This window comes from Dulcicalothrix desertica PCC 7102 (genome assembly GCF_003991905.1).
In the GTDB taxonomy this organism is placed as follows: domain Bacteria; phylum Cyanobacteriota; class Cyanobacteriia; order Cyanobacteriales; family Nostocaceae; genus Dulcicalothrix; species Dulcicalothrix desertica.
This window is the reverse complement of record NZ_RSCL01000015.1, coordinates 172,915-185,231: the sequence shown is the minus strand read 5'-3', so window position 1 is coordinate 185,231 and position 12,317 is coordinate 172,915. Positions and strand designations below refer to the sequence as shown.

General features: G+C 39.6%; 11 protein-coding genes. 8 read left to right on the top strand and 3 right to left on the bottom strand.

Features of this window, described 5'->3' with window-relative positions; translation table 11 throughout:
* Positions 1–217 precede the first annotated feature (217 nt).
* A complete protein-coding gene (locus tag DSM106972_RS29360; RefSeq protein ID WP_127084012.1) occupies positions 218–958 on the top strand; it encodes a tetratricopeptide repeat protein in 741 nt (246 codons plus the stop codon).
* 439 nt (positions 959–1,397) lie between these two features.
* Here the strand turns inward: DSM106972_RS29360 and DSM106972_RS29350 are convergent, their stop codons facing one another.
* Positions 1,398–2,267 carry a TetR/AcrR family transcriptional regulator gene (locus tag DSM106972_RS29350; protein WP_127084011.1) on the bottom strand — a complete coding sequence of 290 codons (870 nt, stop codon included), beginning with the start codon at positions 2,265–2,267 and terminating at the stop codon, positions 1,398–1,400.
* A 120-nt stretch (positions 2,268–2,387) separates the two neighbouring features.
* Between DSM106972_RS29350 and DSM106972_RS29345 the strand changes: the two genes are divergently transcribed.
* From DSM106972_RS29345 to DSM106972_RS29330, 4 genes are all read left to right on the top strand, one after another.
* Positions 2,388–3,680, top strand: a complete 1,293-nt coding sequence (locus DSM106972_RS29345; protein ID WP_127084010.1) for an HlyD family efflux transporter periplasmic adaptor subunit — start codon at positions 2,388–2,390, stop codon at positions 3,678–3,680.
* Between the two features lie 27 nt (positions 3,681–3,707).
* Entirely contained in the window at positions 3,708–4,883 is a 1,176-nt protein-coding gene (gene devC, locus DSM106972_RS29340) for an ABC transporter permease DevC (protein WP_127084009.1), read from the top strand.
* A 197-nt stretch (positions 4,884–5,080) separates the two neighbouring features.
* Positions 5,081–5,824, top strand: a complete 744-nt coding sequence (locus DSM106972_RS29335) for a DevA family ABC transporter ATP-binding protein (RefSeq protein WP_127084008.1) — start codon at positions 5,081–5,083, stop codon at positions 5,822–5,824.
* A gap of 18 nt (positions 5,825–5,842) precedes the next feature.
* Positions 5,843–7,405, top strand: coding sequence for an FAD-dependent monooxygenase (locus DSM106972_RS29330; protein ID WP_127084007.1), 1,563 nt, complete (start codon positions 5,843–5,845; stop codon positions 7,403–7,405).
* 315 nt (positions 7,406–7,720) lie between these two features.
* Here the strand turns inward: DSM106972_RS29330 and DSM106972_RS29325 are convergent, their stop codons facing one another.
* Complete coding sequence (locus DSM106972_RS29325; RefSeq protein WP_127084006.1) at positions 7,721–8,329, bottom strand: TetR/AcrR family transcriptional regulator; 609 nt, start codon at positions 8,327–8,329, stop codon at positions 7,721–7,723.
* A 159-nt stretch (positions 8,330–8,488) separates the two neighbouring features.
* On the opposite strand from DSM106972_RS29325, the gene DSM106972_RS29320 reads away from it, so the two are divergent.
* The gene (locus tag DSM106972_RS29320; protein WP_127084005.1) at positions 8,489–9,373 is read left to right on the top strand and encodes a GNAT family N-acetyltransferase; all 885 of its coding nucleotides are present in this window, start codon (positions 8,489–8,491) and stop codon (positions 9,371–9,373) included.
* A gap of 16 nt (positions 9,374–9,389) precedes the next feature.
* A complete protein-coding gene (locus tag DSM106972_RS29315; RefSeq protein ID WP_127084004.1) occupies positions 9,390–10,892 on the top strand; it encodes a phytoene desaturase family protein in 1,503 nt (500 codons plus the stop codon).
* Positions 10,893–11,232: 340 nt separating this feature from the next.
* On the opposite strand, the gene DSM106972_RS29310 is transcribed toward DSM106972_RS29315, so the two are convergent.
* On the bottom strand, positions 11,233–11,430 hold the full coding sequence (locus DSM106972_RS29310; protein WP_411675350.1) for an MOSC N-terminal beta barrel domain-containing protein: 198 nt from the start codon (positions 11,428–11,430) through the stop codon (positions 11,233–11,235).
* Between the two features lie 33 nt (positions 11,431–11,463).
* Between DSM106972_RS29310 and dapF the strand changes: the two genes are divergently transcribed.
* Complete coding sequence (gene dapF / locus DSM106972_RS29305) at positions 11,464–12,297, top strand: diaminopimelate epimerase (protein ID WP_127084003.1); 834 nt, start codon at positions 11,464–11,466, stop codon at positions 12,295–12,297.
* Positions 12,298–12,317: the final 20 nt, after the last annotated feature.

The window sequence follows — 12,317 nt, the reverse complement described above, 5'->3', positions numbered from 1 at the left end:
TTGCCAGGGTAAATAGTTGATATCTCATCAAAATATGAAGTACTTGCAAAGAGTGTGTGTAATTGATTTAAAGTCAAGCAAGAAAATGGTTATCTCCATAATAATTTCATGAGAAATAAAAAGAATAAATAAAGTGTAATGAAACAGTAATGCAACTTACTTTTTTAATAGGAACAGAAGTTTTAACATGCAGATGTACGATATATGTAGGTACAAAATGACTGATTCGGGAAGTTTTGCTGCCTTAAGCTTAATAGCACTATTGACGTTTGGCTGTAGTAATGTGGCGCCAGCTTACGAATATACAAATCAAGCGGTGCAGGAATCGAACGTAGCGCAATTACTAACCGAAGCTCAGACAACTCAGGAAGTAGATGGCTTGTTTCGTCAAGCTAACAGTTTATTAGACGCGCATTCATACAAAAACGCCATAGAAACCTATGATAAAGTACTAAAAATTAGACCGAACAAAGCAGAAGCTTGGATAAATCGTGGTAATGCATTAACCGTTTTACAAAGAAATGAAGATGCAATCACATCTTATGATAATGCAGTCAAAATCAATCCACGGCTCAGTACAGCTTGGTTCAACCGAGGAAACGTTCTCAGCGAGCTAAAACGCTATACTGAAGCAATTACCTCTTATGACAAATCAATTGCAATAGAACCAGACAAAGAAGAAGCTTGGATAAACCGAGGTATAGCTCTAGCAAAGCTAAACCGTTATACTGAAGCAATTGCCTCTTACGACAAAGCAATTGCCATCAATCCCAAAAAACACTTAACTTACTACAACAAAGCATGTGCCTATGCCTTGCAAAACAACCATGAAGAAGCCATTAAAAACCTGCAAGCAGCAATCAAATTACAACCCGCCAAATACAAAACCCTAGCCAAATCTGACACCGACTTCACCGCATTACGTCAAGACAAGCGCTTCCAAGACCTACTCAACTAAATTGTAAGGTGGCTTTAGCCACCTTACAATTTAGCTTTGATTGTTTACGGCATAAAAAGCTTACACGCGCTACAAGTGCATTGGATACTTCACGAATTAAATATTCCCTATAAAACAGAGGCATATCAATCTAGGTCAGGTCAAACTCAAACGCCTGGCTACACATCAATGCATCGATTATTGCTTTATTGGTAATTAGTTTACGACTCTCAATTTCGCTCTTAAGTACTGCCTTTGTCCAGGGTGATGCGTTTTTGTACCAAGAGTCAATTATTTAGCATCGCTGAGTGGTTCCAATACTGCTCGGTTAAGACAATTGCGAAACGTAAAAGCCCGCTCCGAGACGTGACATGTCACGTCTTTACATACGTTAACCGAGCAGTATTGTGAGTGGTTCCATATTCATGTGCTGCTACCCATGTATATACAAAATTGTCAATTAGCCAAGTTGCTGACGCGCGAAAATTTCAATTAGTTCGCTGCGGGACAGATTATTTTCTTTGGCGATTTTATCTAATTGCTCCCAAGCTGTATCAGTTAATCGAATTGACCTTAAGTTTTTTTTCTCTTCTTTGTAATCAGCCTCAAATTTGCCTGAAATAGAACGTTGGCGCCGGGATGATTTTTCTTTAATCGCAGAATATTTATCTGAAGTTTGAGCATCTTGATTCATGGTTAAGAAATAAACCAAAGCATCAATCAAACGCTCTTGTTCCATTGGCAAAATTTCATGACAATGAAGAATATGCTTTACCATCGCAAAGTGTACTAGAGAACCCAAAAATATGCGTGCGGCAGCTTCACAGTCTGGTATCTGTAGTTCAGGATGCGAATTTAGATAATTAGTAACTAATTCGATTATTGGTTTATCTCTATCTCTCACCATTATTTGAGCAAGCATTGGGAAGCGTCCTGATTCACCAATCACCAAACGAATTAAATCTAAAATTTCTGGTGTATCATCAATAGTTCTACTTAGTCCATTTAAAAAATTTGTCGCTAATTGCTTTAATATTTCACTTGGATTTCCTTGCAGTGTTTCTTGCTGCATAGAGCAAAGTACACCCTGAGACTTTTTGACTAAGGTTTTTACTAAGGCAATAAATAATTGTTCTTTGTCATGAAAATTACTGTAAACAGTAGTTTTTGACACACCAGCAGCGGATGTGACTCTATCCATAGATGTCGCAGCATACCCATGTACCAAAAATTCTTGCATGGCGCCTCTAAGAATTGCTTCTACTTTAGTTGTCCCTTGCGCCAGTTCATCAGTATCCGATGTACTTGTCTTTTTTCGCCTTGCTCGCATATGTTTTGTTATTTTCCTAGTTTCTATTCTACACCCTTGACAAAACAAACTGTACTGTTTAGTTTAGTATTAGCGCAACTAAACGGTATAGTTTACTTAGTTGGCGCCAGGTAAATAAAAATGCGTCTAGGAATAGCTAAAGATTCAATACTATCTAAGCCTAACTGGCGCCAGCTTGTAATACTTGGTACTGTAGTTAGTATTGCGGGAGGAGTATTAGTTACTCGCAATTTTAAGTCACAGCCAGATGTAACAAAGGCGCCGCAAGTTGAAATACCTCAAATTAAGACAGTGACAGCGTTGGGTCGAATTGAGCCAAAGGGAGAAGTAATAAAAGTATCTGCACCAGCATCTACTCAAGGAAGTCGCTTAGAGAATTTATTGGTGCAAGAAGGAGAGAAAGTCAAAGCAGGACAGGTAATTGCGGTTTTGGACAACCGTGATAAGTTGCAAGCTGCCTATCAAAAAGCCAAAGAAGCGGTGCTGGTATCTCAGGCTAATTTAGCAAAAGTCAAAGCAGGTGCAAAAGTTGGGGAAATTGATGCTCAGAAATCTGAGATAGCCAGAGTACAAGCACAGTCATTAGGTGAAGAACGCGCGCAGCGGGAAACTGTAGCAAGATTAGAAGCGCAGTGGGAAGGAGACAAAGCAGCACAACAAGCGACTGTTAGACGACTTGAAGCTGAATTGAGTAATGCTTCAGCAGAGTTAAACCGTTATTATCAGCTTTACTCATATGGCGCCATTTCTCAATCCATGTATGACAGCAAGCGTTTGCCAACACAAACTTTAACGCAGCAGTTGAGCGAAGCCAAAGCTAACCTTGAACGCACTACCAGAACTGGAAGGAAGCAAATACAAGAGGCGAAAGTAGTTTTAGCACGAATTAAAAGTACTAGTAGCAAACAAGTTAGTTCTGCACAAGCAACTCTTGAAAAAATAGCTGAAGTACGTCCAGTCGATGTCATGGCAGCAAATGCGGAAGTCAGACAAGCGGTAGCTGCTAAAAAAGAAGCCAAAGCAAACTATGAACAAGCATATATTAAGGCGCCTCAAGATGGAGTAATTTTCAAAATTAACTCCCGTGCGGGTGAAAAGGTTTCTGATAACGGGGTTGTTGAGCTTGGGCAAGTTAGTCAAATGCGAGTAGTTGCGGAAGTATATCAAACCAATATTAGAAAGGTGAAGTTAGGACAAAATGTTCGTATTAGTAGCAACTCTTTAGGCAGTGAATTGCAAGGGAAAGTTAACTGGATTGGTTGGCAAGTTCAGCGTCAGAACATTATTAACTCAGACCCTAGCGAAAATATTGATTCTAGAGTGATTGAGGTTCATATACAGCTAGATGAAAAATCGAGTCAGGAAGCTGCTAAGTTTACAAACTTGCAAGTTAAAGCAGCGATTGAATTGTAATAGCTAGTAAATATCATAAAAATTATTATGGTTGGATTTGTTCAAGAATTACAAAGACGCACACCGTTAGGATGGTTACAATTAAACCGTCATAAGAGTCGTTTATTAGTTGCCGTTTCTGGAATTGCATTTGCTGATATTCTGATGTTTATGCAGTTAGGTTTTCAAAGCGCGCTCTTTGATAGCAATACTCGTTTAAATCGCTCAATCCTTGCAGATATTGTTTTAGTTAGTTCGCAAGCAAAGAATACGCAGAATTTATCTACCTTTTCACGTCGTAGGTTATTTGATGCATCTGATATACCTGGTGTAAAAACTTCTGAACCAATGTATATTGGGATGGTAACATGGAGAAATCCTCAAACGCTCAAAAGAGCTACGGTACAAGCAATTGGCTTTAATCCAGAAGTACCTGCTTTAGATATACCAGCAGCAAACGCTCAACTCGATAAAATTCAATTACCAAACAGTTTTTTGTTTGATAGAGGTGCAAGGGGTGAATATAAAAAAGTATTTGAAAGTGTTGATGCAGGTAAAGAAGTTACTACCGAGGTAGATAGAAAGACTATTACTATTAGTGGGTTGTTTAAATTCGGCGCCTCTTTCGCAGCAGATGGTATATTACTTTCTAGCGAGGAAAATTTTTTACGGTTATTTCCCCGTCAAAAAGCTAGTAGCGTCAACGTTGGCTTAATTTACTTGCAACCAGGATATAATCCAACTCAAGTAGCCACAGCAATTAAAGCACATCTACCTAACGATGTAAAAGTTTTAACGCGCGCGGAATTTGTGGAACTAGAAGAGGGTAATTTAAGAAGAGAAAGTCCAATTGCCTTTATCTTCGGATTTGGTGTGGCAATGGGCTTTTTAATTGGTGTAATTATTGTTTATCAAATTCTTTCAACAGATGTAAATGCTCATCTTAAAGAGTATGCAACATTTAAAGCGATGGGTTATCGCAACCGCTATTTATTAGGCGTAATTTTTGAAGAAGCAATTATTTTAGCTTGTATTGGCTTTATTCCTGGTTATTTGATTCCTTTAGGTCTTTATCAGTTAGCTGCAAATGCAACCAATCTACCTATATATATGCCTGTTGCAAGGGCAATATTAGTATTTGGGCTAACTATTATTATGTGTACTATTTCTGGAGTGATTGCTACGAATAAATTACAATCTGCCGACCCAGCAGATATGTTCTAAATGTCATGCCGAGGAACGAAATTCAAAATGTCATGCTGAGGAACGAAGCATCTCATCATATTTATATTATCTTATGAGTCGCGAACGTAAACGGAGTTTTCCCGCAGGAAAGCATCTTATATATTTACACTCTGATTCAAAATTAAGCTGCAACCTTTTTATTTAACCACAAAGGCACAAAGGACACAAAGAATAATATGGAACGTAAATTTAGCAATGAAACTGTTATTTCTATCAAAAATCTTAACCACTATTTTGGTAAAGGTCAACTTCGTAAACAGGTTTTGTTCAATATAAATCTGGAAATCAAAAAGGGTGAAATTATTATCATGACAGGTCCTTCTGGTTCCGGAAAAACGACCCAACTTACTCTTGCTGGAGGTTTACGTTCTGCCACTGATGGTAGTTTACGTGTATTAGGACAAGAACTTTCTGGCGCCAGTCAAAGTCAATTAACTCAAGCGCGACGGAATAATGGCTATATTTTTCAAGCTCATAATTTACATGGCAGTTTAACTGCACTACAAAATGTACGGATGGGTTTGGAGATTCATCCAGGTATTACTCCAACCGAAATGATTACTCGTTCTAAAGCAATGCTGGAAACCGTTGGGTTAGGTCAACGTGTCAACTACTACCCAGATGACTTATCAGGAGGACAAAAACAACGGGTTGCTATTGCGCGCGCGTTAGTTGGTCAACCTAAAATTGTTCTTGCAGACGAACCAACTGCTGCCCTCGATAAAAAATCTGGACGCGATGTTGTGGAATTAATGCAGAAGTTAGCACGAGAACAAGGATGCACAATTCTATTGGTAACACACGATAACCGAATTTTAGATATCGCTGACAGAATCATTAATATGGAAGATGGTCATTTAATTAGCGATGGTAACGTTAATGCTTCATCAGAAGCATCACATGAATTAGTTCAAAGTTGAATAACTGGAGTTTGGATTATGGAAACAATAACCAAGACAGAAGTACTAATCGTAGGCGCCGGTCCGACAGGATTATCTTTAGCTGCCCAGTTGATGCGTTATGGTATCGACTTCGTAATTTTTGACAAAAAGGAAGGTGTCACCGATTTATCAAAAGCTCTGGTCGTTCACGCACGGACGCTAGAGATTTACGACCAACTTGACCTAGCGCGAAAAGCTATTCTTAGCGGTTCCATAGTTCAGAAAGGCGCCTTAATGCACGATGCTAAAATCAGTGCCCACCTCGATTTTTCAGATTTTGGTGGACGACTCAGCCCTTTTCCTTTTTTACTCGTTTTTGAACAAAGCAAAAATGAGCATCTTCTTTACGAGCATCTCCAACAGAACGGGAAAGACGTTCAGTGGCAGACCGAAATGAACAGTTTCACGCAAGATGCAAACGGCGTGAAAGCAGTTCTCAAAGCTGCAAACGGTGACACACAGACTATTGAAGCTCAATACTTGGTGGGCTGTGACGGCGCCAGCAGTCTAACACGACATTTACTCAATGTTGAGTTTGAAGGTTCAACTTATCCACGTTTGTTTTATGTTGCGGACGTAGACATGGAGTGGAAGACTGATGAGCATATGTTTAGCGCTGCCTTAGGACAAGATGCATTTGTGCTGATAGTTCCTATGCAAGGCGAAAAACATTGGAGGCTTATAGGTAATATGCCTGAACACGATTACAATAACCAGGTTTCTTCTGAAGTCAGCTATGATGAAGTTGAAAATAAAGTTAAGCAATTAGTGCGGCGCCCACTTGATATAACTAACGTGCGCTGGTTTTCGACTTACAAAGTGCATACTCGTCATGCTGAGAAGTTCAAATACGGCAGATGTTTTCTTGCTGGTGATGCTGCTCATGTCCACACACCTGCTGGCGGTCAGGGAATGAACACGGGCATTCAGGACGTTTACAATTTGGCTTGGAAAATAGCGTTTATTTTGAAAGGCTATGCCAAGGATTCGTTACTTGAAAGTTATAACGAGGAACGTTTGGCAAATGCAAAACATCTCTTGCATACGACTGACCAGTTTTTTAATGTTGCAGCGGGCGAACAGTGGTATTTCCGATTTATTCGGAACAATATATTGCCAAGCGTCGCCAGTTTTGTGAGTCAGTTTGGCGCCGCAAAAGAGTTCATATTTCCTATGGTTTCTCAAATTGGACTTAATTACCATGACAGTTCATTAAGTAGGCATGAAGGTGATCACGATTTTGAGGTCAAAGCTGGAGACAGAATGCCATATTTTCTGGTAAACGGCGCCAATGTTTACGATCAACTCCGCGCTCCTAAATTTCACCTGCTTATTTTCTCAGACGGGCAACAAGATTATCAAGGTTTGAAGTTGGAACTCGAAAAGGAATACGGCGATTTAATCGACTTCAATGTTATTCCCCTTTACCCGCGCGTCATAGAAATATTCGGGAAAAATCAAACTTTTAAGGTGCTGCTAAGACCAGATAACTATATCGGATTTATTTCCAAGGAAATTTCCTTAAAAGACTTAAAAGCCTATTTTAGAGCTGTAGCATAAAGTCCCAGATGTGCAGTACATATCTTTTTTTTACCACAGAGGCGCAGAGAACACAGAGGGAAGAGAATGAACCACAAAGACACAAAGGACACAAAGAAAATATTGTCAAGATATTGCGTCCAACTTCCAATTTTGTTCACACACAAACACTTCTTGTTTTTTTAGTCCTTGTAACTCAGCGATGCTACCCATTGATAAATTAGGATTTTGTGCCCTTCATTCAATTAACTGTGTATTTGGCGCCCATGTGTACTGGATAATGCAATATGTAGCATTGTTTCACTGTTGTGGAAATACCCTTAGATGTATATCTCTTTAAAAGATTGGTTCTAAATACCTAATTAATACCAATTTAGTTTCCGTCACGATTTTTTGCCTTAGTTGTTCATCTTGATTCCAGTAAAATAATTGTAAAGCACTTGCTATTTCTACTACCATTAATGCCATCAAGCGCCGCTGCTCTGCTTCTACATTTGGTTGCCGTAACGCTAAAAACGTATCAAATATCACAGCGATTTCATTATCTAAACGTCGATTCATTGTTTGCAATTGAGGAAAAGCTTGGGATTGCAAAAAAATAATTCTAGCAGCCAGATTATTAGAGTAAAAAATGTCACATAAGTCTACAGCTTCATTCAAAATATCAGCTAGTGGTTTACCCAGATTTTTAGCGTGAAAAATCTCCACAAACAAGTCTTTTAGCTCAGATGCATACCTTTCTCCCAAAGCATGTAAAATTGCTGATTTATCAGGGAAAAAACGGTATAACGACCCAATAGAAGTATTAGCCCGTACAGCAATTAATTCCGTACTTGCCATCTCATAGCCAACTTCCTCAAAAACCAGTGCAGCTGCATCTAATATTTGATTAAATCGCAGACGACTGCGAGCTTGCTGAGGTAAACGGCGTAAAGGTTCAGGCATTTGTCGCTTGGGAAATATTAATAAAAAATAGTACCCCTCCAATTCAAGAGAGTTTTCTACAAATAATCACATTTTACCTACCACTAGACAAACGTGAGGAATTCTCGTATTTTAGAAAACGTGAGAATTTCTCACTTTTGTTTATCCTTGTATATTTTGATGGACAAAGTATTTGAACAAGCACCTCTGGTAATACTGCGTGCAGGACAACCTGATGATGCATTCCCGTGTGGCGCCATTGTGTATGAAGCAATTCGTGCCATTGCGGAACAGCATGGCTTTGTAGCCGATTTTCCCTCTGCTGAGTTTGGAGCGGATATGCTGACTGAGCTTTTAGCTGACCCAGCAATTTATTCTGTTGTAGCTGAAACATCTAATGGACAAGTTATCGGTAGCAACTTTTTGTGGGAAGGGGACACTATCGCCGGAATAGGTCCCACTACGGTAGACCCAACCGCACAAAATAGGTCGGTTGGTCGGCGCCTGATGGAACATGTTTTACAACGGGCACGTGAAAAACGTTACGCTGGTGTGCGGCTCGTTCAAGCTGCATATAATAGTTGTTCCCTTGGACTGTATACAAAACTTGGCTTCAATGTACGCGAGCCACTGGCAAACCTTCAAGGGCAACCGCTCGGCTTAACGATACCTAATCGTATTGTTCGTTCAGTGGTTGAAGCTGATCTTGCTGTATGTAATCAACTCTGCTATGGCATTCACGGTCATGACCGAGCGGGGGAATTAAAGAGGGCTGTCGAGCGAGGTACCGCGACGCTTGTCGAGTATGATGGGCGTGTATCGGGCTATGCTACCGAAATAGGCTTCTTTGGTCACGCTGTTGGTGAGAATAATGAAGACCTAAAAGCACTTATAGGAGCGGCAAAGGAGTTAGCTGGGTCAGGCTTTTATGTTCCAATGCGTAACGCCGAGTTGTTGCGTTGGTGTTTGAAACATGGACTGCGTATCATCCAACCCGAAACGTTGATGAGTCTTGGTCTTTATAACGAGCCAGCAGGCGCCTTTCTACCATCTGCCTTGTATTAATAGCAAACCTCAAAATATGCCAAAAATTATCATAGTCGGAGCAGGACCTGGAGGACTAGCCACAGCAATACGGCTAGCATCACGCGGATATAGTGTAGAGATTTTTGAAGCCGCAAACCGCGTAGGTGGAAGGATGGCAGGATTTGAAAATGGTTCTTACTCGTTTGACACAGGGCCAACTATTTTGCAATTACCACGAGTGTATCAAGAATTATTCACAGAATCAGGTTTAAATCTAAGCGACTATATCCAATTCAAACAGCTTGACCCTAATACTCGTGTACACTTTTGGGATAATACCCGATTAGACTTAACATCAAATATAGAAGCTTTCAAAATTCAACTTGGCGCCATTCGTTCTGACTTAGGAACAGCATTTGATAAATGGTACGCCGAACATGTCCGTAAATACAAAGTTGGATATAAATCATATCTCGGTACACCAGTACGTTCAATAGCAGGTTATCTAAATCCATTAGAAATTGCCAGAGCTATATCTTTCCGTCCTTGGGAAAGCTTATATCAACAATTTTGGCACCATTTCAAAGATGAGCGCATTGCTTACGCGCTCTCATATTCTTCAAAATATTTAGGAATGCATCCAACCGTATGCTCAAGTATATTTAGTCTTATCCCATACCTAGAATTTGCAGATGGAGTTTGGCATCCGGAAGGTGGATTTCGTGCTTTAGCTTTAGCAATGGCAAAAGCTACTGAAGATTTAGGAACACGCATTCACTTAAATTCATCGGTAAAACAAATTTGGATCGAAAACAGACAAACAAAGGGAGTAGAATTAGCATCTGGTGAACGTGTACGCGCGGATGCCGTAATTATTAATGCAGACTTTGCCCACGCAATGAAAAATTTATTACCAGAATCAGCGCGCGGAAAGTATACAGATGCTAAACTAGGAAAAATGCAGTTCTCATGCTCAACTTTTATGCTGTACTTGGGAATAAATCGACGTTACGAAGATTTACCCCATCACCAAATTTACCTATCTGATAACGTTCGTAAACGCAGCCGTCCTTGGATTGATGATTCAGCTTTAGATGAAGAAAACCCGCCTTTCTACGTTTGTAACCCAACAATTATTGACCCAAGTAACGCACCAGCAGGACACAGCACTTTATTTGTTCTTGTTCCCATTCCTAATACAGCTTACAACGTTGACTGGGCAAGCAAACAAAAATCCTACCGTAATCTAATTATTCAACGAATGCCCTTACTAGGTTATAAAAATATTGAAAAGCATATTGTTACAGAGACTTGTTACACTGCTAATACATGGCAGGATGATTATCGCACGCACTTAGGCGCAGTATTCAATCTCACTCATAACTGGAAACAGCTTGGTCCCTTACGTCCCCATATTCGCTCAAACACCGTTAGTAAATTATATTTTATTGGTGGCGCCGTCCATCCAGGTAGCGGTTTACTAACAATTTTGGAAGCAGCGAAAAGTGCAACATCTTTTGTTGGACAAGACATCACCACATCTGTAAATGACACGTAGGGTGGGCAGTGCCCACCCTACATATAGAAATATTTTTTCAAAAATAATTTAATATTTATACTGCTTTCAACTTTGACCATTAAAAAAATTTTACATAAGCGATAGTAGCAGTTAATTTTTATTAATTAAATTATGTTTTGTTAAAGTTAAGTATAAGCAGTTAAGCTAAAAGTGCATGAGCCAAGATTTCAATCAAAACGATAAAAACAAAAACATTACTTCGCAGACGGCGCCACGTTTGCCCATTATACACGCAAAATTAGAATAACACGAGCCTCACGAGCCTTATGCCTTTGCATCGCGTGCTTCACTAAAACTTCCCAGTGATAATCAGAACATATTAAGTCTGAACTAAGTTACCTAATTTATCGACAATGGCAAACTCTCTATCTCGCTCTAAGGCGCCGCTTTTAAGAACATTTATACTCTCAACGCTAACTCTATCCAAAGATTTAATAGGATAGATGAATAATCTTGAAACATAGGGAATTACATCAGTCCTGAGTAGAGTATATTTATCAAAAGATATAAAAAACAATTATAGTACATTTGTAATGGATTTGATAGTTAAGTGAAATATTCAAAGTATCATGCACTAGGAAACGATTATTTGGTTATTGCTCCTGAAGATGTGGAGATTGAATTAACCAAAGAACGTATTGAGCGAATTTGTCATCGTAACTTCGGTGTTGGTTCCGATGGAATTCTACTTGGTCCGTTACCATCCCAAAATTCGGACTTTGGACTACGCATTTTTAACCCCGATGGCAGCGAAGCAGAAAAAAGTGGTAATGGTTTGAGGATATTCTCTCGTTACTTGTGGGATAGGCAGCTTGTGAGAGAACAATTTAGTATTGATACACTTGGTGGAAAAGTTAAAGCGCGGGTTGCTGACTCTGGTAAAAGTGTTCAAGTCGAGATGGGACGTGTCAACTTTAACAGCGAAAAAATTCCCGTTACAGGAGAACCGAGAGAAGTTATTCAAGAAAGTATAACAGTTTTAGACCAGACGTTTACTTTCTGTGCTGCTACTATTGGTAATCCTCACTGTGTTATTTTACTGCCTGAAGTGGCGCCGGATATTGCTTATAAATATGGTTCTTTATTAGAAGTTCACCCAAGTTTTCCGAATCGCACGAATGTTCAATTTATGAAGGTTATCGACCGTGAAAATATCCAAATTGAAATTTGGGAAAGGGGAGCGGGATATACTTTAGCATCTGGGAGTAGTAGCAGTGCGGCAGCAGCCGTTGCTTATAAGTTAGGTTTGTGCGATTCATCAATAACTGTTCATATGCCTGGAGGGCAAATTTTTATACAAGTTACTGATGATTTTATGGTGACTATGACAGGTGGTGTTACTAAGGTTGCCGAAGGTGTAATTTCATTGGAGATGTTTGAGTAGAGACGCGATAAATCGCGTCT